This window comes from Gordonia sp. SMJS1 (assembly GCF_029866425.1).
Lineage (GTDB): Bacteria > Actinomycetota > Actinomycetes > Mycobacteriales > Mycobacteriaceae > Gordonia > Gordonia hongkongensis.
On the sequence record NZ_CP123381.1, the window covers coordinates 2,095,891 to 2,117,152 of the forward strand.

Annotated in this window: 12 protein-coding genes, 2 tRNA genes and 1 pseudogene; 8 read left to right on the forward strand and 7 right to left on the reverse strand. The window is 68.9% G+C overall.

What is annotated here, in order from left to right; translation table 11 throughout:
* The first annotated feature begins 176 nt into the window (after nucleotides 1–176).
* Nucleotides 177–9,440: a type I polyketide synthase gene (locus QAD21_RS09575; RefSeq protein ID WP_280361275.1), complete on the forward strand. Its 9,264-nt coding sequence runs from the start codon at nucleotides 177–179 to the stop codon at nucleotides 9,438–9,440.
* A gap of 38 nt (nucleotides 9,441–9,478) precedes the next feature.
* Nucleotides 9,479–9,871 (forward strand): holo-ACP synthase, encoded by a 393-nt coding sequence (locus QAD21_RS09580; RefSeq protein WP_055474732.1) that lies wholly within the window; start codon nucleotides 9,479–9,481, stop codon nucleotides 9,869–9,871.
* Between the two features lie 13 nt (nucleotides 9,872–9,884).
* On the opposite strand, the gene QAD21_RS09585 is transcribed toward QAD21_RS09580, so the two are convergent.
* Together QAD21_RS09585 and bcp are read right to left on the reverse strand one after the other, a co-directional pair.
* Nucleotides 9,885–10,511 (reverse strand): TetR family transcriptional regulator, encoded by a 627-nt coding sequence (locus QAD21_RS09585; protein WP_055474733.1) that lies wholly within the window; start codon nucleotides 10,509–10,511, stop codon nucleotides 9,885–9,887.
* A gap of 10 nt (nucleotides 10,512–10,521) precedes the next feature.
* Entirely contained in the window at nucleotides 10,522–10,998 is a 477-nt protein-coding gene (gene bcp / locus QAD21_RS09590; protein WP_055474734.1) for a thioredoxin-dependent thiol peroxidase, read from the reverse strand.
* A 150-nt stretch (nucleotides 10,999–11,148) separates the two neighbouring features.
* Between bcp and QAD21_RS09595 the strand changes: the two genes are divergently transcribed.
* From QAD21_RS09595 to QAD21_RS09605, 3 genes are all read left to right on the forward strand, one after another.
* Complete coding sequence (locus QAD21_RS09595) at nucleotides 11,149–11,373, forward strand: DUF3618 domain-containing protein (RefSeq protein ID WP_058250014.1); 225 nt, start codon at nucleotides 11,149–11,151, stop codon at nucleotides 11,371–11,373.
* Nucleotides 11,374–11,500: 127 nt separating this feature from the next.
* Nucleotides 11,501–11,573 (forward strand) — tRNA-Lys (locus tag QAD21_RS09600).
* Between the two features lie 313 nt (nucleotides 11,574–11,886).
* A complete protein-coding gene (locus QAD21_RS09605; protein ID WP_058250283.1) occupies nucleotides 11,887–13,077 on the forward strand; it encodes an Ig-like domain-containing protein in 1,191 nt (396 codons plus the stop codon).
* Nucleotides 13,078–13,134: 57 nt separating this feature from the next.
* On the opposite strand, the gene QAD21_RS09610 is transcribed toward QAD21_RS09605, so the two are convergent.
* The 3 genes from QAD21_RS09610 to QAD21_RS09620 all read right to left on the reverse strand — a co-directional run bounded on the left by QAD21_RS09610 (nucleotide 13,135) and on the right by QAD21_RS09620 (nucleotide 17,679).
* Nucleotides 13,135–15,186, reverse strand: a complete 2,052-nt coding sequence (locus QAD21_RS09610) for a neutral/alkaline ceramidase (RefSeq protein ID WP_247451917.1) — start codon at nucleotides 15,184–15,186, stop codon at nucleotides 13,135–13,137.
* A gap of 813 nt (nucleotides 15,187–15,999) precedes the next feature.
* Entirely contained in the window at nucleotides 16,000–17,331 is a 1,332-nt protein-coding gene (locus QAD21_RS09615) for a DUF6596 domain-containing protein (RefSeq protein WP_247451918.1), read from the reverse strand.
* Between the two features lie 3 nt (nucleotides 17,332–17,334).
* Nucleotides 17,335–17,679 (reverse strand): YciI family protein, encoded by a 345-nt coding sequence (locus QAD21_RS09620; protein ID WP_137809297.1) that lies wholly within the window; start codon nucleotides 17,677–17,679, stop codon nucleotides 17,335–17,337.
* A gap of 178 nt (nucleotides 17,680–17,857) precedes the next feature.
* Here QAD21_RS09620 and QAD21_RS09625 point away from each other — a divergent pair, with 178 nt between their 5' ends.
* Nucleotides 17,858–18,397: a hypothetical protein gene (locus tag QAD21_RS09625; RefSeq protein ID WP_159370600.1), complete on the forward strand. Its 540-nt coding sequence runs from the start codon at nucleotides 17,858–17,860 to the stop codon at nucleotides 18,395–18,397.
* A gap of 5 nt (nucleotides 18,398–18,402) precedes the next feature.
* The gene (locus QAD21_RS09630) at nucleotides 18,403–18,627 is read left to right on the forward strand and encodes a hypothetical protein (protein ID WP_159370601.1); all 225 of its coding nucleotides are present in this window, start codon (nucleotides 18,403–18,405) and stop codon (nucleotides 18,625–18,627) included.
* A 228-nt stretch (nucleotides 18,628–18,855) separates the two neighbouring features.
* Here the strand turns inward: QAD21_RS09630 and QAD21_RS09635 are convergent.
* Nucleotides 18,856–18,928, reverse strand: a tRNA-His gene (locus tag QAD21_RS09635).
* A gap of 102 nt (nucleotides 18,929–19,030) precedes the next feature.
* Nucleotides 19,031–19,630 (reverse strand): oligoribonuclease, encoded by a 600-nt coding sequence (gene orn / locus QAD21_RS09640; protein WP_065629033.1) that lies wholly within the window; start codon nucleotides 19,628–19,630, stop codon nucleotides 19,031–19,033.
* Nucleotides 19,631–19,698: 68 nt separating this feature from the next.
* Between orn and QAD21_RS09645 the strand changes: the two are divergent.
* A pseudogene (locus tag QAD21_RS09645) lies at nucleotides 19,699–21,248 on the forward strand (helicase HerA-like domain-containing protein).
* Nucleotides 21,249–21,262: the final 14 nt, after the last annotated feature.

The window sequence follows — 21,262 nt, forward strand, 5'->3', positions numbered from 1 at the left end:
TGCGCGACGGCGGCGAGACCGATCACGTCAGCGCACGGAAAGGCCGCTGCCGACAGCGTTTCTCGCGCCGCCGCGACTCGCAGACCAACCGCACAACACCCATAGACATCTACTGCACCGCACCTACGCACTCCGCAAATCCACACTCTGAGACCGACCACCACAGAGGAGTATCCGTGACCGTCGACCAGTTCCGCTCCGGCTCGCAGGGCGCCGCCAACGCAGAACGGCCCACCACCACGCTCATCGAGCGGCTCACGCAGGGCGAGCCCTACGCGATCAGCTTCGGCGGGCAGGGCGGCGCATGGCTGCCCACACTGACCGAGCTGGTCGTCGACGCCGACCTGGAACACCGGGTCGCCACCATCGTCGATTCCGCCGAACGGCTCGTCGAGCCGGTTGCCGACGAACTCGTCGTGGCACGGGTGTCCGGATTCCACCCGCTCACCTGGGTGCACGCGCACGACGCAGGCGAAGACGTGCCCGCCGAGGCCACTCTCGCCGACTTCACCCTCTCGGGTCCGGGTGTGCTGCTCACCCAGCTCGCCGCCGTGGAGGCACTCCGCAAGCAGGGCCTGGACACCGCCGTGCTCCCGCCGAAGGCCGTGGTCGGGCATTCCCAGGGCTCGCTGGCCACCGATGCGGTGGGCGCCGACGGCCGGATCGCCGAGTCCGGTCAGGGCCTGCTGCTGGCCGTCGCGCACCTCATCGGCGCCGCCGGTTCGTTGACCGCGCGTCGCCGCGGGCTGGGCGTCACCACCGACGGCACGCCGATGCTCGCACTGACCAACGTCAGCCCGGCTCGCGTCGACGAGATCCTGGCGCAGTACCGCGCCGGCCTGTCCGACAACGATCTGACGACCGCCCCGGTGGTCGCCATCAAGAACAGCCGCACCGCCGTCGTGCTGTCCGGGGCACCGCGGCACCTCGCCGCGTTCGCCGCCCTCTGTGAGCGGGTCGCCGCGACCGAGGCCGACGAGCGCAAGCGCAAGCGCACCGGCGGGGCGCCGTTCGCGCCGAAGTTCGACCACCTGCAGGTGTCGGTGGCCTTCCACCACCCGGCGATGGCCGAGGCTGTAGAGCTGGTCGGCCAGTGGGCCGACCGCTGCGGCATCGACCGTGACCTCGCCACCCGCCACGCCCACGACATCCTCGTCGGGCACGTCGACTGGGTCGCCTCGGTCGACTCGATCGTCGCCGGCGGCGCCAAGTGGGTCCTGGACTTCGGTCCCGGGGACATCGCGACCCGTCTCACCGCATCACTGGTCCGCGGGCAGGGTGTCGGCCTGGTGCCCGCCGCGCTGCGCGTCGGACAGCGCAACCTGTTCAGCCCCGGCGGCGTGCCCGAGGTCGCGACCCCGTGGTCGCAGTTCGCGCCGACCCTCGTCGAGCTGCCCGACGGCCGTACCGTCGTCGAGACCTCCTTCACCCGCCTCACGGGACGTTCGCCGATGCTGCTCGCCGGCATGACGCCGACGACCGTCGACCCGGCCATCGTCGCCGCCGCGGCCAACGCCGGACACTGGGCCGAGCTGGCCGGTGGCGGTCAGGTCACCGAGGAGATCTTCGCGCGCAACATCGCCACGCTCACCGATCTGCTCGAGCCGGGACGCGAGGCGCAGTTCAACGCGTTGTTCCTCGACCCCTACCTGTGGAAGCTGCAGCTCGGCGGCAAGCGCATCGTGCAGAAGGCCCGCGCGCAGGGAGCCCCGCTCGACGGCGTCATCGTCTCGGCGGGCATACCCGAACTCGAGGACGCGGTCGCGCTCGTCGACGAGTTCGTCGAGGCCGGACTCCGGTTCGTCGCCTTCAAACCCGGCACCGTGGAGCAGATCCGGTCCGTCGTGCGCATCGCGGCCGAGGTTCCGCATCACCCGATCATCGTGCAGATCGAGGGCGGCCGCGCCGGTGGCCACCACTCGTGGGAAGACCTCGACGACCTGCTGCTCGCGACCTACGGCGAGCTCCGCGCCCGCCCGAACGTCGTGATCTGCGTCGGCGGTGGCATCGGCACGCCCGAGCGCGCCAGTGAATACCTCACCGGCAGCTGGTCGGCCGGCTACGGCTACCCGACGATGCCGCTCGACGGCATCCTCATCGGCACCGCCGCCATGGCGGCCAAGGAAGCGACGACGACCCCCGAGGTCAAGCAGCTCCTCGTCGACACCGCCGGCATCGACGAGTGGATCGGTGCCGGTCACGCCACCGCCGGAATGGCCTCCGGCCGTTCGCAGCTCGGCGCCGACATCCACGAGGTCGACAACACCGCGTCGCGCTGCGGCCGGTTGCTCGACGAGGTCGCCGGTGACGCCGACGCCGTGGCCGCCCGCCGCGACGAGATCATCGCCGCGATGGCCGACACCGCGAAGCCGTACTTCGGCGACGTCGCCACCATGACCTACCGCGAGTGGCTCGACCGGTACGCCGCGCTGGCCGTCGGTGACGCTCGGGGCGAGCAGGCCCCGTGGGCCGACATCACCTGGCAGCAGCGCTTCGTGGAGATGCTGCAGCGCACCGAGGCGCGCATGCACCCGCAGGACTCCGGGCCCATCCCGACGATGTTCGCCGAGGTCACCGCCGCCGCCGATGCGTATGCCGCAATCGACGCGCTCGGCAGCGTGTACCCCGAGATCGACACCGACATCCTGCATCCCGCGGACGTCGCGTTCTTCCTGGAGCTGTGCCGCACCCCGGGCAAGCCCGTCAACTTCGTGCCGGTGATCGACAAGGACGTACGCCGCTGGTGGCGCAGTGACTCCCTGTGGCAGGCCCACGATCCGCGCTACGGCGCCGACGCGGTCTGCGTCATCCCGGGGCCGGTCGCCGTCGCGGGCATCACCCGCGTCGACGAGCCCGTGGGTGAACTGCTCGATCGGTTCGAGGCCCGTGTCGCGTCCGATCTGCAGGCCTCCGGGGAGCGCCCGGTCGCCGTCGCCTCCCGGCACCGGGCCGGGCTGGCCGAGGAAGCCGGCGTGCTGACCTCGGTGCTGGAGTCCGACGACGTCAGCTGGGCCGGCCGGATCGTGGCGAGCCCGATCGCGCTGCTCGGCGATCGCGACGCCTGGACCGTGGTCGGACCCGAGCGGGCCGAACACGCCGTCAGCGGCGCCGTCCTGGAGCAGGTCTCCGCCGACTCCGACGCCACCCGTTTCGACCTCGTCGTCCCCATCTCGGGCGCTTCCGTGCGTATCCCGCTGCTGGCCGGCGAGAGCCTGCGCGACGGTGGTTCGCCGCTGGTGGGCCTCGACGACGCGTCGACCGCGATGCGCGAGATCCTTACCGTGGCCGCCGGCGGCAGCCTGGCCGAGGTGACCGATGGCGTGTCGGTCACGACCGTCTCCTGGCAGCCGGACTCGGTCGCCGATCACGCTGCGGTGACCGGGTTCTCCCTGCCGCCGCACCTGCGTCCGACCACCCCGACCGACCCGTTCGGTTTCGCCGTGCCCGACACCCTGGTCGGCGCGTGCTGGCCGAGCGTGTTCAGCGTCATCGGCGCCGCCCGCACCGATTCCGGTGACCCGGTCGTCGAGGGTCTGCTCGACCTGGTCCACCTCGATCACGCGATCGCGCTGACCGGGGAGATCCCCGCGACCGCAGCCGAACTGACCGTCACCGCACGGACCGGCGCGGTCCGGGATGCCGACGTCGGTCGTGTCGTCGAGGTCACGGTGGAGATCGCCGGACCAGCCGGCCCGATCGCGACGCTCGAGGAGCGTTTCGCGATCCGTGGGCGTCTGGGCGCCGCCGAGCTCACCGACCCGGCCCGGGCCGGCGGTGCACCCGCCGCCGAGCAGTCGGCCACCCGCAAGCTGCTCCGGACGGCCACCATCACCGCGCCGAACCGGATGACCGGTTTCGCCGTCGTGTCCGGTGACCGCAACCCCATCCACACCGACGCCGCAGCCGCGAAGCTGGCCGGTCTCGGCGACCCGATCGTCCACGGGATGTGGCTGTCGGCCGCCGCGCAGCAGGTCGTCACCGCGACCGACGCGAAGAATCCGACGCCATCGCCTCGTCCGCTGATCGGCTGGACCGCACGCTATCTCGGCATGGTCCGGCTCGGCGACCGCATCTCGGTGCGCGTCGACCGCGTGGGTCTCGACAACGGCCGCGAGGTCGTCGAGGTCAGCGCCAAGGTCGGCGACAACCTCGTGATGAGCGCGACCGGTCTGCTCGCCGCGCCGCGGACCGTCTACGCGTTCCCCGGCCAGGGCATCCAGAGCAAGGGCATGGGACTCGACGCCCGCTCGCGGTCGAAGGCCGCCCGCAAGATCTGGGATCGTGCCGACAAGCACACCCGTGCGGCGCTGGGCTTCTCGATCCTCGCCGTGGTCCGCGACAACCCGACGACGCTCGTCGCCAACGGGACCACCTACAACCACCCCGACGGCGTGCTGTACCTGACGCAGTTCACCCAGGTCGCCATGGCGACGCTCGGTGTCGCGCAGATCGCCGAGCTCAAGGAGTCCGGTGGCTTCGTCGAGGGTGCCATCACGTGTGGTCACTCGGTCGGTGAGTACAACGCGCTCGCCGCATGTGCCGGCGTCCTCCCGCTCGAGGCCGTCCTCGAAGTCGTGTTCCAGCGCGGCGAGGCCATGCATCACCTCGTCCCGCGAGATGAGCAGGGGCGCAGTGACTATCGGATGGCCGCCATCCGGCCGAGCCAGTTCGGTCTGGCCGACGCCGAGGTCACCGACTTCGTGTCCGGCGTGGGCGCCGCGGGCGGCGAGTTCCTGGAGGTCGTCAACCTCAACCTCCTCGGCTCGCAGTACGCGATCGCCGGCACGGTTCGCGGTCTCGAACTGCTCGAGGCCGAGATCGACCGGCGGCGTGCGGAGTTCGGGGGCAAGCGCGCGTTCATCCTGATCCCGGGCATCGACGTCCCGTTCCACTCGAGCGTGCTGCGCGCCGGGGTCCCGGAATTCCGCGGCAAGCTCGCCGAGCTGCTGCCCGCCGACATCGACATCGACATCCTGATCGGCCGCTACATCCCCAACCTGGTGCCGCGCCTGTTCAACCTCGGACGCGACTTCGTCGAGGAGATCGCGGCGCTGGTGCCGTCGGATCCGCTGAACGAGGTCCTCGCCGACTGGGACGCCTGGGAGGCGACCCCGAGCGAACTGGCCCGGGTGATCCTGATCGAGCTGCTCGCCTGGCAGTTCGCCAGCCCGGTGCGGTGGATCGAGACCCAGGAACTGCTGTTCAGCGGTCCCGAGCGGAACGGGCTGGGAGTCCAGCGCTTCGTCGAGATCGGTCTGAAGGGCGCCCCGACGCTGTCGGGTCTGGCCACCAACACCCTCAAGCTCGACGACTACGCCGCGGCCACCACCGAGGTGCTCAACGTCGAGCGCGACACCGACACGATCCTGGCCAAGGACGCCGGGCACGAGCCCGACGAGGACGAGCTCGACGTTCCCGCAGCGGCCGAGACGTCGGCGGCGGACGCGGCTCCGGCCGCCGCGGCGGCGCCCGCGCCTGCTGCTCCCGCGGCACCGGCGGCACCAGCCGGCGGCCCGCGTCCCGACGACATCGCGTTCACGCCGTCGGATGCGGTGAAGTCCGTGATCGCGCTGTGGACCAAGATGCGCGTCGACCAGATCGGGTCCGCGGACACGATCGAGGCGCTCTGCGACGGTGTGTCGTCGCGTCGTAACCAGCTGCTCCTCGACATCGGCGGCGAGCTCGGACTCGGCGCCATCGACGGTGCCGCCGAAGCCGACATGACCGCGCTGTCGTCGACCGTGGAGACCCTCGCCCGTGGCTACCGGCCGCTGGGTGCGGTGCTCACCGATGCGGTCAGCGACCAGGTCCGCAAGGTGCTCGGCCCGCTGGGCAAGCGCCAGAACTACATCACCGACCGCGTGTCGGGTGTCTGGCAGCTGGGTCCGGGGTGGGGTCTGCACACCACCGTCGCGCTGGCGTTGGGCACCAGGGACGGCGCGTCCGTCCGCGGCGAGGCGCTGGGCAATCTGCTCGACGGCCCGCTGACGGACACCGATTCACTCGACACCCTCATCGACAAGGCCGTGTCCGCGGTGGGTGCGGTCAAGGGCATCCCGGTCGGCAAGCCGGCCGCCGAATCCGGTGGTGGCGCAACGGTCGACGCCGCGGCGCTGGGAGAGTTCACCGAGCAGATCACCGGCCGGTCCGGCGCGCTGGCCTCGGCCGCGTACACCCTGCTGGACAAGCTCGGACTCGCCGAGGTCGCCGATCTCGCCGAGGCCGTGGCCGACCCGAACGCCGAGCTCGCCGAGCTGGTCAGCGCCGAACTCGGGTCGGACTGGGCCCGTACGGTGGCGCCGGCCTTCGACGCGGCCAAGGTCGTCCTCATCGACGACCGGTGGGCAACCGCCCGTGAGGATCTCGTCCGACTCTGGCTGACCGACGAGCAGGACCTCGACGCCGACTTCGACACCATCGTCGGCGGGTTCGCCGGAGCCGGTGACACCGTCGCCGACCACGCCACCTGGTGGCAGGGCAAGGCCCTCGCGAACGGAAACGCCGTGCACGGCCGCATCTTCGGCGCGATCGCGCACGCTGCGGAGAATCCCGAGAAGGGTGCCTACAGCCGCGAGATCGCCGTGGTGACCGGTGCGAGCAAGGGTTCGATCGCCGCCGGCGTGGTCGCCGGGCTGCTGGCCGGTGGCGCGACCGTGATCGCCACGACGTCGCGCCTGAACTCCGACCGTCTCGCCTTCTACAAGAAGCTGTACCGCGAGAACGCCCGGGCCGGTGCCGCGCTGTGGATTGCTCCCGCGAACATGGCGTCGTACGCCGATGTCGACGACCTCGTCGGCTGGATCGCGGGGGAGCAGACGGAGAACCTCGGTGGCACAACGGCAGTGGTGAAGCCGGCGATGAAGCCGACGCTGCTGTTCCCGTTCGCCGCACCGCGGGTCGCCGGTGATCTCACCGACGCCGGTGGTCGCGCCGAGCTGGAGATGAAGGTGCTCCTCTGGTCGGTGGAGCGGCTCATCGGCGGTCTCGCCGACGTCCATTCCGATCACGACATCGCCGCCCGCGTGCACGTCGTGTTGCCCGGTTCGCCGAACCGCGGCATGTTCGGCGGCGACGGTGCCTACGGCGAGAGCAAGGCCTCGCTCGACGCACTCGTACAGCGCTGGTCGGCCGAGGAGTCCTGGGGTTCCAAGACGACGCTCGCCCACGCCCTGATCGGCTGGGTGCGCGGCACCGGGCTGATGGGTCACAACGACGGGATGGTCGACGCGGTCGAGGCGGCGGGTGTGCGCACCTGGAGCACCGACGAGATGGCGGCGAACCTGCTCACCCTGTGCCGCCCCGAGCAGCGGTCGGCCGCGGTGAGTGCGCCGATCCTGGCCGACTTCACCGGCGGCCTGGACAGCTCGACCGACCTCAAGGCGCTCGCGGCCACCGCGGCGGCGGCCGCCGAGGAGTCCGCGGACACCGACGAGGTGTCGGCGACGACCGTCGCGGCGCTGCCGGCACCGGCGCGCGCCCCGAAGGCGATGCGTCCGCAGTGGCCGTCGATCGACGCCCGACCCGAGGACCTCGTGGTCATCGTGGGTGCCGGCGAGCTCGGCCCGTTCGGTTCGGCCCGCACCCGCTTCGAGATGGAGGTCGACGAGAAGCTTTCGGCCGCAGGCGTTCTCGAGCTCGCCTGGAACACCGGACTGGTGCACTGGGATTCGGCGCCGAAGCCGGGCTGGTACGACACCGCGTCCGGAGACCCGGTGCCGGAGAGCGAGATCGCCGAGCGGTACCACGACGAGGTCGTCGCCCGCTGCGGTATCCGCCGCTACGCCGACGACGGGGCGATGGTCGACAACACCTCGCCGCTGCTGACCTCGGTCTTCGTCGACGAGGACCTGACCTTCACGGTCAACTCCGAGGCCGAGGCGCGAGCATTCGCCAGTGCCAACCCGGAGAAGACCCGGGTCACGCAGAACGCCGACGGCGACTGGCAGGTCACCCGGTTGGCGGGCACCGAGATCCGCGTTCCGCGCCAGTTCGCGCTGACCCGGACCGTGGGCGGTCAGATCCCGACCGGTTTCGACCCGACCCGCTGGGGCGTCAGCCCCGACATGGTCGAGTCGATCGACCGGGTCGCCCTGTGGAACCTGGTGGCCACGGTCGACGCCTTCCTGTCGTCGGGCTTCACGCCGAGCGAACTGATGCGCTGGGTGCACCCCGGTCTGGTCGCCAACACGCAGGGCACCGGTATGGGCGGCATGACCTCCATGCGCGACCTGTACGTCAACACCCTGCTGGGCGAGGCCAACGCCAACGACATCCTGCAGGAGGCCCTGCCGAACATCGTTGCGGCACACGTGGTCCAGTCGTATGTCGGTAGCTACGGCGCGATGATCCACCCGGTGGCGGCATGTGCGACCGCAGCTGTGTCGGTCGAGGAGGGCGTCGACAAGATCCGCCTCGGCAAGGCGCTGTTCGCGGTGGCGGGCGGCTTCGACGACCTGGGTATCGAGGGCATCGTCGGCTTCGGCGCGATGTCGGCGACCGCCGACTCGGCGAAGATGACCGCGCGCGGCATCGACGATCGCCGGTTCTCGCGTGCCAACGATCGCCGACGCGGCGGGTTCGTCGAGTCGGCCGGCGGCGGCACGATCCTGCTCGCCCGCGGCGATGTCGCGGCCGAGATGGGTCTGCCGGTGCTCGGTGTGGTCGCGTGGGCGCAGAGCTTCGGCGACGGTGTGCACACCTCGATCCCGGCTCCGGGTCTCGGTGCCCTGGGCGCGGCTCGCGGGTCACTGTCCTCGCCGCTGGCACGTGCGCTCGGTTCGCTCGGCGTCAGCGCCGACGACGTGGCGGTCGTGTCCAAGCACGACACCTCCACCAAGGCGAACGATCCGAACGAGTCCGAACTGCACGAGCGGCTCGCGGCGGCCATCGGCCGCGGCAAGGGCGCACCGCTGTTCGTGGTGTCGCAGAAGTCGCTGACCGGTCATGCCAAGGGTGGCGCGGCGGCCTTCCAGCTCATCGGTCTGTGCCAGATCCTGCGTGACGGCGTGATCCCGCCCAACCGCAGCCTCGACTGTGTCGACGACAAGATGGCCGAGTACCCGCACCTGGTCTGGCCGCGGGAGACCCTCCAGCTCGGCGAGCGGTTCCCGCTCAAGGCGGGTCTGCTGACCAGCCTCGGCTTCGGTCACGTGTCCGGACTGATCGCGGTGGTGCACCCGGAGGCGTTCATCGCCTCGCTGAACCCGGAGGAGCGCGACGCCTACCGTCAGCGCGCCGACGAGCGGACCCGCCTGGGCAGTCAGCGCTTCCTGCAGTCGATCTGCGGTGGCGAGCCTGCCTACCAGCGTCCGCCGAACCGTCGCTTCGACGAGTCGGTCGACGAGCACGACGCCGAGGCGGGCATGCTCCTCGATCCGCAGACCCGTCTGGACGGCGCCGACGTCTACGTCGCCGGTGAGCCGGTGGCGGGTGGTCGGTGACACCCGGTGAGGCGAATGGCGCGAGCGACTACCAAGGGATGAGCGTTCTCGGTGTGGGAATCGACATCGTGTCGATCCCGGAGTTCGGCGAGCAGCTCCGGCAGCCGGGTACGACGTTCGCCGACCGGTTCACGGTCGGCGAGCGTCGGGACTCGGCCGCCGGGACCGGCGACGACGCCCGGCATCTGGCCGCCCGCTGGGCGGCCAAGGAGGCGGTCGTGAAGGCGTGGTCGGTGAGCCGCTTCTCGCGGTCGCCGCTGTTGCCGCTGATCCGGCACAGCGACATCGAGGTCGTGACCGACACGTGGGGCCGTCCGGCCATCCGTCTGTCGGGCGAGATCGGCGAGCATCTGCGCGACACGACCGTGCATGTGTCGCTGACCCACGACGGGGACACCGCTGCGGCGGTGGCCATCCTCGAGGGCAGGTAGCCCCGCGCGGCTCTCAGACCGTCGTCGACTCCTCGAGCAGCAGATAGCCGGCGAGCATCCGCTTGAGTTCGGCGACGGTCTCGTCGTGGTCGTGGCCGTCCTGTACGGAGAAGCTCAGGAGCGAGTAGGCCGTGTGGACGAGCACCTGGGACATCATCTCGCGGCGTTCGCGCTGCGACGGCGTGAGCGGCGCGATGATCCGCGCGACCTGTTCGGCGAGCACCCGTTCGTTCAGCGACGCCGTGGCGCGGGTCGCCGGTGTCGACTGGACGGCCAGCCACACCGCCCGCCGCGACGGGTCGGTGCGCCACAGGGCCGCCAGGTGATCGAGGAACTTCTCGAGCAGGCTGGGCCACTCCAGGGACGGCACCTCCGAGGAAAACGCCGTGAGTTCCTCGCGGACGTCGACGGTGTCCTGGCGGTCCAGCTCGCACACGATGACGTACTTGTTCGCGAAGTACTGATAGAGCGTGCCGATGGGGACCTCGGCCCGGGTCGCGATCTCCTCACAGGTCAGCGATTCGAACCCGACGTCGATCAACAGCTCGCGTGCTGCTTCGAGCATCGCCTGGAACTTGCGCTTGCTGCGTTCCTGAGTGGGCCGCTTGCGCGGCACCAGCGGTTCGGCGGACTCGGGCATCGGGGCCGGCTCAGACGGACAGGTCGCGGCGCAGCTTGGCGACGTGTCCGGTGGCCCGGACGTTGTACTGCGCGAGTTCGATCGTGCCGTCGGCGTCGACCAGGAACGTCGACCGGATGACGCCGGTGACGGTCTTGCCGTACATCTTCTTCTCTCCGAATGCGCCCCACTCGGTGAGCACCTTCTTCTCCGGGTCGCTGAGCAACGGGAACGTCAGGCCCTCGGCCTCGACGAACTTCGCCAGCTTCGCGGGCTTGTCGGGGGAGATGCCGAGGACCGCGATCCCGGCCTCGTTCAGCTCGCCGAGGTTGTCGCGGAAATCGCACGCCTGCTTGGTGCACCCCGGGGTGGCCGCTGCGGGATAGAAGTAGACGACGACCTTGCGGCCGGCGTAGTCCGACAACGAGACCGGGTCGCCGTTCGCGTCGGGCAGCGTGAACGACGGCGCCGTGTCGCCCACGGACAGTCGGGTGGTGGTCTCAGCCATGAGAGCCAGGCTAGTGCATGGCGACATGCCCGGATGCCGGGATGTCGTAGCATCGAGTCGCTGCCATCTGGCGGTTCGTCCCCGGCGCCGAGAGGTCGTGCGGCGGCCGGGAAGTGAGAAGACCAACGAGAAGCGCCGGAAGGATGCAACGTGGCCGGAGATACCGAACGTATCGAGCAGGACATCGCCAAGGCCCGTGAGGACCTCGCCAGCACGCTCGACGCGCTGGCCGAGCGCGCCAACCCCCAGCGGCTCGCCGACGACGCCAAGTCGAAGGCTCTCGCGACACTGCAGACGCCTGCGGTGAAGTACGCACTCGCCGGGGTCGGCGCCCTGGTCCTGCTCGTCGTCGTCCGCAAGGTCGCCTCGCGATGACCCGCTGATCCAGCAATCGGCGGCGCGACCTCGTCCGCACGGGCCCGTCGAACGGCAGAAGCCACTCCGACCAGGCGATTTCACTTCTGCCGCGGGGGTCCTGTAAGGTTCCATCTCGCACCGCCAAGCGCCATTAGCTCAATTGGCAGAGCAGCTGACTCTTAATCAGCGGGTTCGGGGTTCGAGTCCCTGATGGCGCACAGAGTACTCAAGACGCCTCGCATCGAGCGAGGCGTCTTGTGGCGTCTCAGACGGTTTCGACCGCGGCCGGTGGTCGATGAACGGCAGATGAACGTTCGGCGTTTCGGGTGCGCAACACGCCGCTCGAATGGATGACGGCCGAAGCGTTCGGTCCGATCTCTCGTACACTGGTCCGCGACATCGGGGTTCGGAATGTCCGTTTCGGATTCGGGGTGTGCAGTGTTCTCAAGGTTGCGGGGCAGCGTGACCGACCGGTTCGGGGTCGGGGCGTCGACAGGCGGGAGTGAGATGGGGATCGGTCGTACTCGGCGGATGCCGCTGATCATCAGCGGTGTGATGTTGGCAATCGTCGCGCTGGTGACGTCGTGCACGCAGGAGGCGTCGTACTCCGACAACGTCAGCAGTTCGAGTCTCTTCGACGATCTGCTCAAGCCGGGTCTCGAGATCACCGAGTGGGCCGAACGTCCCCTGAACGACAACGCCGTCGGCGTGCAGCCGGGTGCGCCCATCAAGGTGAAGACCAGTGAGGGCACCATCAGCCGGGTGCTGATCAAGAAGTCCGACGGCACCCCCGTCAAGGGCACCCTCGCCGACAACGACACGGTGTGGGTCAGCAACGAGGCCCTCGGCTACAACCGCACCTACACCCTGGAGACCGACGCGGTGGGCATCGGTGGTGCGGTCACCAAGAAGGTCACCTTCACCACGAGCAGCCCCAACAACCTGACGCAGGCGTATCTGACACCGAGCCCCGGCGAGACCGTCGGTATCGGACAGCCGGTCGCGGTGAAGTTCGACGAGCCGATCGCGGATCGTCGTGCGGCGCAGCGCGCCATCCGGATCACCACCGACCCTCCGGTCGAAGGGGCCTTCTACTGGATCAGCCCGAGCGAGGTCCGGTGGCGGCCGGCGGAGTACTGGAAGCCGGGCACCAAGGTGCGGGTCGCGGTCAACACCTACGGCATCGACCTGGGTGACGGACTCTTCGGCCAGGAGAACGTGCGGACCAACTTCACCGTCGGACGCTCGATGATCGTCACGGCCGACGACAACACCAAGCAGGTCGTCTTCGAACGCGACGGCAAGGTCATCCGGACCATGCCGACGTCGATGGGCAAGGCCGGCGACGAGACCGACAACGGCATCTACCTGGTCTCGGACAAGCACGACCACATCATCATGGACTCGTCGACCTACGGCGTGCCGGTCAATTCGTCGAACGGTTACCGCACCCCGGTCGACTACGCGACCCGGATGTCCTACAGCGGCATCTTCTTCCACTCCGCACCATGGTCGGTGTGGGCGCAGGGGAACACCAATACGAGTCACGGCTGCCTGAACCTGAGTCCGGAGAACGCTCTCTGGGTCATGGAGAACACCCTCCGCGGCGACCCGGTCATCGTGAAGAACACCACGGGCGGAACATTGTCGGGCACCGATGGTCTCGGCGACTGGAACATCCCGTGGTCGGTGTGGCGCAAGGGCAACGCCGACAACGCCTGACGCTCAGCACGCCTTCGGACGCCACCGAACCGCAGCGCGGTCGGTGGCGTCCGTGCGTCAGCGGGACCCGACGCGGAACGTGCGACTCGTCCCGGAGACGGGCCTCGTCGACCCGTTCGCATCGCGGCTGTCCCCGAAGTAGCGGATGCGGTACATCCCGGACGCGTCCGTCGGCGACCGCCAGGTGATCGTGATCCGCGACGTGTCGGTGCTGCCGGCCGGGCGCGCCCACCGGAACTCCGTGGACCAGTCGTTGTCGTCGGCGACCGTCGTCCACTCGCTGCCGGTACGCCGCTGCACCTCGAGATAGGTCCGGCCGTGCCGGAAGTCGTTGTTGGGATGCGCGCCGACGAACTGCACGGTCACGATCGAACCGGGGCGGTACGTGGCGTCGGGTTCACGCAGGACGTCGCCGTAGCGTCGGCCCGGTATCGGACGGTCGGCGGGGACCGGGGGCACCAGGTCGGGTTGCGGTCCGGACTTGTCGACCGGCGCCGGACCACGGCCGATCCGGCGTCCGGACGACATGGCCGCGGCGAGCGCGGCGAACTCCTGCAGGTAGGCGGACAGGGTGTACCGCCCGAATTGGGTCTCGCCGCCTTCGTAGTGCTGCAGGTCGTATTCCTCGGGCGTCGTGACGTACTGGGTGTAGGCGTTCGCGAACCCCTGCACGAGGACGTTGTCGACGTCGGTCCGCAGTTCGTCGGCGACCACTCGACGCAGCCGCAGACCCGCGACGACGGTGACCTCGGCGGGTACGGCGACGAGCACGAGTTCGCCGATGCGCATGAGCTGCAGCGGCACCACCGCCGGGATCCAGCCCGAGGGCGGCAGCAGACCGAGCGGGAACGCGATCAGTTTGGGCGCCTGCATGTCTCGCATCCACGGTGCGATCGGCGGGACGCGGTCTCCGCCGAGCGCGGTGACGAGGGGATTGGTCATGCCCTCCACGAGGAAGGGGAGCGGTTGCTCGTAGTTGTCCTCGCTGCTGGTCGCGACCGCGCCGGCACCCATCATCGCGGGGGTGGTCGACGCCGGTCGGCCGTCGGGTGTGTAGGTACCGGAGATCCGGACCGCCGACATGTCGACGTACCGCACGATGGAGTCGACGCCGCCCCGGGTCATCGGGCGGGCCGCCTCGAAGCCTCGCCGTCCGGCGACGTACTGACGCTCGCCGATGAGTTCGCAGTTGCGTCTGTTGTCCGATGTCGGTCCGCGCGGATCGAACTGCGCGAGTGCGAGGTTCGGCGTCATGTCGCCGGAGTTGGTCTGTGGGAACGCGGCCACGAACCCGGGCTGGGTTCGCTCCCACAGGTGGCTCGCGTAACCCTTGTTGTCGCCGGCGATGAGGACGTTGCGGTCGGTGAGAGACGTGCCGTGTGTCGGGAACCAGGTGATGGCACCGACATCCCGGCCGCCGGAGGCGTCGTGCTGCCGCAGTCGTAGCACCGTCACCTGAGGGTCGATCGCATCGGGGAAGTGCCGCTTGTCTGCCGACGGGTTCGCGTCGAAGGCGACCCGGGATCGATTCCGGCTGGCGTCGTGCAGTTCCTCGCGGCCGATCGTGACGCTGCCGGGCGCGAGATTCTCGTGCGCGCGAACGATCGCGGCGAACATGCCGTCGATCTCGGCGTCGTAGGAGTTCTTCTTGAACCCGAACGCGGCGAGCGAATACGCGTAGTCCCAGGACGTGCCGCCGCAGGAGGCGTGCGTGTGCTGTGCATTCAGATTCACGTTCGATTCGGTGTACAAGGAGCCGAATCGGTTGCGCAGCTTGACCATCAGGCCCATGTGGTGCGACTGGAACAGGCACGCGAGGTCGGCGGTCAGGAAGACGACGCGCTGCCCGGTGGCGGGATCGACGATGATGTAGGCCCGCGCCCAGCAACGCTGCAGGAGCCCGGCCGCGACCTGCTCTGGATTCGAATACCCCATCATGCCCTGGCCGGCGACCGCGCCCGTGACATCTCCGATGCCGCAGCCGACGAGGTAACTCGTCGACCCCGGGGGCGACGCGCCGGCCGGGGCGGCGGACAGGCCGGACCCGAGCCCGGCCGCGGCGGCGGTCGCGGCGGCACCGGCCATCAACTGTCTGCGCGTGAGGTCCACGTGCCGTCCTTCCGGGCGTCGGACGACACCGGCAGACGTGCGGTGTCATCGCGGCACACACCCTGACGGCGCGGCCGTGTGGTCGAGATCAGTTCAGGACGTCGAACTCAGTCGTTGTCGTCGCCGCCCGGGATCCCGATGATGAACCCGATCCCGATGATGATGCACGAGATCAGGGCAACGGCAGGCATGACCCAGTAGGAAGGCATGTGGTGAACGTTACTGCGAGGCATGCCCATGCGCCCGGCTTCGGGGACTTTCGGGGACGAAGGTCCCCGGGCGCCGTCGACCCCCGACCCCTGGACTTCAACTCGACCGGCAGACCTCGATCGAAGTCTGCCGGTCGAGTTAAAGTCTGGCGGTCGGGAGGTCACGCCTGGCAGACAACGACGGACCGTGAATTGTCCACAGCAACGACCTGACCGGAGACGCGTATTCGGCAGTGCACCGTCCCGTAGCCGATTGCGGCGATGTACATTGCGGCCGGCCTGGTCGCAGGTCCGGTGTTGAGTGTCAGTGAGTACCGTCCGGCGAGGTTCGAGTACGGAATCACATAGTCCTGCCACTGTCCAGGGGCATACGCGATCGACACGTGAGGGGCATCCGCCTCGATTGTGTAAAGCACGTTGACGCTGGCGTTCGCTGGCACAGCGTTCGTCAACCCGAGAGCAGCGCCGGCAAAAACGCAGAGCAGGGCGAGAATTCTACGCACGGGGATCTCCTAGACGGGGATCTCAGTGTGATACATCGCGGGTTCGGCGTAGTGAGGTTGACACCTATTCGTCCGACTGGACGACGGCTTCTGCAACGAGATCACACCTCGCCCAGCTTCCTGTCGTCTCGGACCGGGCCGGTGAAGAGCCCGGACAGTGCGTCGGCGAGATAGTCGTCCTCGGCGCCGTTGCCGGGTAGTTCGAGCGCGCGACGGTACGCGGTCGCCGCGCCGCGGTCGTCGCCCAGTTCGCTCAGCGTGAGGGCACGGGCGATGTGAAAGGGCCGGAACCGGTCGAGTTGTGTGTCCGACTGCAATCGATCGAGCATCGCGATACCGCGCGCCGGGCCGTACGCGCGTCCGACGGCGACTGCGCGACCGACGCGCACCACGGGTCCGGGATCGTGCACTTCGAGTAGTCGGTACAGGACGGCGATCTGGGTCCAGTCGGTCTCGTCCGCGGTGGCGGCCTCGGCGTGCACGGCCGCGATCGCCGCCTGGATCGTGTACAGACCGGCGTCTGCTTGTGCCGCAGCGTGTTCCGCGAGCGCGAGGCCCTCGGCGACGAGCGCCCGGTCCCAGAGCCGGCGGTCCTGGTCATCCAGCGGAACCGGTCGGCCGTCGGAGTCGAGTCGAGCCGGCCGGCGGGACTGAGTGAGCAACAGAAGGGCGAGCAGTCCGGTCGTCTCGGCGTTGGGGAGCAGTGCGCGCAGGGTGCGCGCGAGGGCGACGGCCTCGCCGGTGAGATCGTCGCGGATGTGCGCGTCCCCGGTCGAGCGCGCGAACCCCTCGGAGAACAGCAGGTAGATGACTCGCAGGACCCCGCCGAGCCGACGCGGGAGATCGCCCTCGCGCGGCGGCGCGAACGGAACACCCAGCGCGCCAATTCGCTTCTTGGCGCGCACGATTCGCTGCTGGGTCGTCGGTACCGGGATCAGCAGCGCATGCGCGACCTCCGCGGTGGTCAGCCCGGCGACGAACCGGAGGGTGAGCGCGATCCGGTCCTCGGCGCGTAGCACGGGATGGGTGCAGGCGAAGAACATGCCGAGGCGTTCGTCGGGCAACCCCGGTGGCGGCGCCTCGGCCGGGTCTCTGAACTCCGCAGGGGTGGAGGCACGTTCGGTCTCGGTGTGCAGCCGGGCCAGTTTCCCGGCCAGGACGGATTCACGCCGCACCACGTCGAGCGCCTTGCGTTTGGCCGTCGTCGTCAGCCATGCCTCCGGTGAATCCGGGACTCCGGTACGCGACCAGGTGATCAGGGCCTGCGCGATCGCGTCCTGCAACGCGTCCTCCGCGAGGTCGAGATCGCCGAACTTCTTCGTGAGCGTGGCGAGTACACGAGAACGGACGTCGCGATCGACGGCCGACACCGCCCGGCGGGCTACGGACCCTGCGGAATCCGTGGCCGCCGAACGGTGTGAATTGTTCGTCATCGCTCAGTACGGTGCGAGCGGCCGAATCTCGACATGGCCGCCGGGTGCCGAACCGGGGCTGCGGCGGGCCCACTCGATCGCCTCGTCGACATCGGCGACGTCGATGACATAGACCCCGCCGACGAACTCCCGGACTTCCGCGAACGGCCCGGACGACGCGACCACCCGCTCGCCGCTGTCGTCGGTGTGCACCACCGCGCGCTCGTCCTCCAGCGCGAAGGAGTTGACGACGACACCGGCTTTGGTGATCTCCTCGTCGAAGGCGAAGAACTCTTCGGGGCTGGCGCCACCGTCCTCACCACAGGCCGGATCGTTGACATGTCCCATGAGCAGCAATGCGTACTTCATCGTTCCTCCAGTCTCGGCCGACTGATGTGGCCATGATGCCGAACCGGATCGGTCCGACACCATGGTGACGTACGGCGATTCCGGATATCGACAGCGCTGCGAAAAGAGATTCGGGACATGAGACGTAGCGCGCGAACGACGTCAACGACATGGTCCTGTGGGAGCAGACAAACGCCGAATGAGATTGACGAACAACTCGGTCGAGGAACCCACACCGGGCGACGGCGCGGACTACGATCCACAGATCGACACCGCAGCCGACGACGCACCGCCCACCCTTCCGCCCCCGGGCGAGCCGTCCTCTACTCATTCCGGAGGCGCCCCGCTCGGCGGCCCCACCCACGAAGACGCCGCCCAACTCGAACAGGTGCTCAACGACGACTTCGAGTTCGATCTGACCGGCGATGAGCTAGAAGCGGTCAGACGCTGGCAGGGTACGGACCGCTTCTACCAGCGCGTACAGATGCGGATGCGCGAACAACTTGGGGAGTTCGACGACGACGAAGCCGATCACGTGGGGTTCACGGACCCCGGCAGCGCCCCGGTGCTCCTGCGAGTGCTAGCCACACGAGGAACACGAGCCCTGTGGGTGCCACCGGTGGGCCACCCGGAGCTTGCGAATCAGCGAGAACTCCTGCTTGGAGCGTCCGCGCTGTACATTGTGGGTGTACAGGCCACTGAAGAAGGACTGACCGAAGTGACCGTGGAAGTGAGGTGAGCGTGATGTCCAAGGAACGACTCTGGGACGATTCCGCGTTCACCCCTGTCGGACGAACCCCGCAGCCTCCCGCCTCACTGGACGCGCTCCTCGCCGACCTCGGCCTGGGACGCGCCGACGAGCGCGAACGCCGCCACGCTCTGAGTGACTGGCTCGCGAACCATGAACCGTCGAAGCGCCTCGTCCGAAGTTTCGAGCGTCGCGGGTACGGCGACCTCATAAGCGGCTGAGACCTTCTCCCACGCGCGCAACCCAGCGGGTGCGTGCGTCGAACGTCGATGTTGGGGATACCGTGCGGCAGCTACGGCGGCCATCACCCAGACGCTGGTCCACCGGGTGCCGGGAATCTTAGAACCAGGCCCACGTGTGGTGTCATCCGGATCGCTCTGATGCACAGCGTGTTGCATCACGGCCACGAAAAAGCCCCGCCTGCGGATCGCAGACCGGGGCTTCGTCGGGGTGGATGACGGGACTCGAACCCGCGACAGCCAGGATCACAACCTGGTGCTCTACCAACTGAACTACATCCACCATCGGCGTCGGAAACCTGGGCGTCAGCGCCGGGTCTCAGAGCCATCAACACTCTAGCGGGTCGGTGCCGCAGAACTCCAATCGGTTACCCGACCTGCGTGTTCAGGCGGGGCCGAGGTCCTTGACGATCTCGGCGAGGGCATCGGTGTCCGGGCCGGGGGCGGGCACGAACGCCGCGGCGCGGTAGTAGCGGAGTTCCCGGATCGACTCGCGGATGTCCGCGAGGGCCCGGTGCGCGAGCCCCTTCTCGGGCTGGCCGAAATAGACCTTGGGGTACCAGCGCCGGCACAATTCCTTGATCGAGCTGACGTCGACCATGCGGTAGTGCAGGTAGGCGTCGAGTTCGGGCATGTCCCGCGTGATGAATCCACGGTCGGTACCGATCGAGTTGCCCGCGAGGGGGACCGCGCCGGCGGTGGTCACATGCTTGCGGATGTAGTCGAGCACCAGCTTCTCGGCTTCGGCGAGGGTGACGGTGGACGCCCGCACCTCCTCGGTGAGACCCGAGGCCGCATGCATCTTGGTCACCACGTCGGGCATCGACGCCAGCGACTCGTCGTCGGCGTGGATCACGACATCGACACCGTCGCCGAGGATGTTGAGGTCGCCGTCGGTCACCAGGGCCGCGATCTCGATGAGTTTGTCCGACTCGAGTCGGAGTCCGGTCATCTCGCAGTCGATCCACACCAGTTTGTCCTGCACCCGACAACCTTAGCCAACCTCGCGCGCGAATCCGCGGGACATCGGCCCCCGAGGTCTATCGTGTGCTCGTGACCGAAGCCTCCAGTCCGGCGCAGCACATCGCCGCCGGATACGCGTTCAGCACCGCCGCACTCGAACTGGGCGCCGTCTCGGTGGCGGGGCAGGTGGATCCCGCGGCGAAGGTCCGAATCCCGCTGTCGATGATGAACCGGCACGGTCTCGTTGCCGGCGCGACCGGGACGGGAAAGACCAAGACGCTGCAGCTCATCGCCGAGCAACTGTCGAGCAACGGCGTTCCTGTCGTCATGGCCGACATCAAGGGCGACCTGTCCGGACTCAGCCGAGCGGGCGTGGGCAACGACAAGATCGCCGAACGCTCCCACCAGACCGGCGACGACTGGCAACCGGCAGCGCACCCGGTCGAGTTCGTCTCGCTGGGTGCGGAGGGAATCGGGGTACCGATCCGTGCGACCATCACCTCGTTCGGGCCGATCCTGCTCAGTAAGGTGTTGGGGCTCAACGCCACCCAGGAGTCGACGCTGGGCCTCATCTTCCACTGGGCGGACAAGAAGGCCTTGCCGCTTCTCGATCTGAAGGATCTGCGGTCGGTCATCGCCTTCCTCACCAGCGACGAGGGCAAGGCCGAACTGAAGGGGATCGGCGGGGTGTCGCGGCAGACCGCCGGCGTGATCCTGCGGGCGCTGTCGAATCTCGAGGCCGACGGCGGTGACACGTTCTTCGGCGAACCCGAGATCGATCCCGCCGACCTCATCCGGACGGCGCCCGACGGACGCGGCATCATCACGTTGTTCGAGCTCGGTACCCAGGCGGCCCGCCCCGCGCTCTTCTCGACCTTCCTCATGTGGATTCTGGCCGATCTGTTCGAGTTCCTGCCGGAGGTGGGCGACCTCGACAAACCGAAGCTGGTCTTCATCTTCGACGAATCGCATCTGCTGTTCGACGACGCGTCGAAAGCCTTCGTGGACCAGGTCGTGCAGACGGTGAAACTGATCCGGTCGAAGGGCGTCGGCGTGTTCTTCTGCTCCCAGCTGCCGACGGACATCCCGAAAGAAGTGTTGTCCCAGCTGGGTGCCCGGATCCAGCACGCGCTGCGCGCCTTCACCCCCGACGACCAGAAGGCGCTGCGTACGACGGTCAAGACCTACCCCGTGTCGAGGTCTACGACCTCGAGCAGGTGCTGACCTCTCTCGGTACGGGCGAGGCGGTCGTGACCGTGCTGTCCGAGCGCGGTGCGCCGACCCCGGTGGCGTGGACGGTGGTCCGAGCGCCCCGGTCGGCGATGGAGGCGATCGGCGCCGACGCTGTCACCTCGGCGGCGAAAGCCGGGCCGTTGTACGCGAAGTACGGCACGCCCATCGACCGCGAGTCGGCGTACGAGATCCTGGCCGCCAACACCCTCGCACCGGGGGAGCCCGCCGACGCACCGGCACCCGTGCCGCCGACGCCGGCCCCGGAGCCGATGCCGGAGGAGCCAGGGCTCCTGACCGAGGTGCTCACGAGCAAGCCGATGCAGAGTTTCCTGCGATCGGCGGCGAGCGCGGCCGGACGTGAATTCAGTCGCGCGATCTTCGGCACGGGGCGTCGCCGGCGGCGCTGAACGGCGCCCGGACG

Bases quoted from the DNA above. Each gene is read 5' to 3' on its own strand.
- QAD21_RS09585 (WP_055474733.1), bottom strand. From the start codon at position 10,511: ATGCCCGAGTCCGCCGAACCGCTGGTGCCGCGCAAGCGGCCCACTCAG.
- QAD21_RS09580 (WP_055474732.1), top strand. From the start codon at position 9,479: ATGAGCGTTCTCGGTGTGGGAATCGACATCGTGTCGATCCCGGAGTTC.
- bcp (WP_055474734.1), bottom strand. From the start codon at position 10,998: ATGGCTGAGACCACCACCCGACTGTCCGTGGGCGACACGGCGCCGTCG.
- QAD21_RS09625 (WP_159370600.1), top strand. From the start codon at position 17,858: ATGAGATTGACGAACAACTCGGTCGAGGAACCCACACCGGGCGACGGC.
- QAD21_RS09630 (WP_159370601.1), top strand. From the start codon at position 18,403: ATGTCCAAGGAACGACTCTGGGACGATTCCGCGTTCACCCCTGTCGGA.
- QAD21_RS09620 (WP_137809297.1), bottom strand. From the start codon at position 17,679: ATGAAGTACGCATTGCTGCTCATGGGACATGTCAACGATCCGGCCTGT.
- QAD21_RS09615 (WP_247451918.1), bottom strand. From the start codon at position 17,331: ATGACGAACAATTCACACCGTTCGGCGGCCACGGATTCCGCAGGGTCC.
- QAD21_RS09605 (WP_058250283.1), top strand. From the start codon at position 11,887: ATGCCGCTGATCATCAGCGGTGTGATGTTGGCAATCGTCGCGCTGGTG.